At 54.4% G+C, this 485-nt stretch carries 1 protein-coding gene; it reads right to left on the bottom strand.

The features are described from left to right. A partial coding sequence (locus B3Z49_RS07820; RefSeq protein ID WP_296989647.1) for a GTP-binding protein occupies positions 1–485 on the bottom strand: 485 nt, incomplete at both ends.

Genomic DNA, 485 nt, shown 5'->3' with positions numbered 1-485 from the left:
GCCACGGTTTTCATACCGCAGTTGATAAAGCCGATTTCACCCGGCCCCATTTCATCAATCGCAAGCGGCTTTGGCGTGAACACACCAACGCGTTCGATTTGATGGGTGACCTTGGCGTTCATGAAGCGGACTTTCTGACCCTTTTTCAGGGTGCCTTCCTTCACGCGCACCAGAATCATCACACCGAGATAAGTGTCATACCAGCTATCGACCAGAAGAACTTCAAGCGGTGCGTTCGCATCGCCAGTCGGCGCCGGAAGACGGTTTACCAGTGCTTCAAGCACGTCAGGCACGCCCAGGCCGGTTTTGGCCGAGATCATCACAGCATCAGAGGCATCGATGCCAATCACTTCTTCGATCTGTTCCTTGACCTGATCGGGTTCGGCTGCCGGAAGGTCAACCTTGTTCAAGACCGGGACGATCTCGTGATTGTTTTCAATCGCCTGATAGACGTTGGCAAGGGTCTGGGCTTCCACACCCTGTGC

This window comes from Thalassospira sp. UBA1131 (assembly GCF_002311515.1).
GTDB lineage: Bacteria > Pseudomonadota > Alphaproteobacteria > Rhodospirillales > Thalassospiraceae > Thalassospira.
Note: the sequence above shows the minus strand (reverse complement) of the source record. Positions and strands in the feature narration are given on the sequence as shown.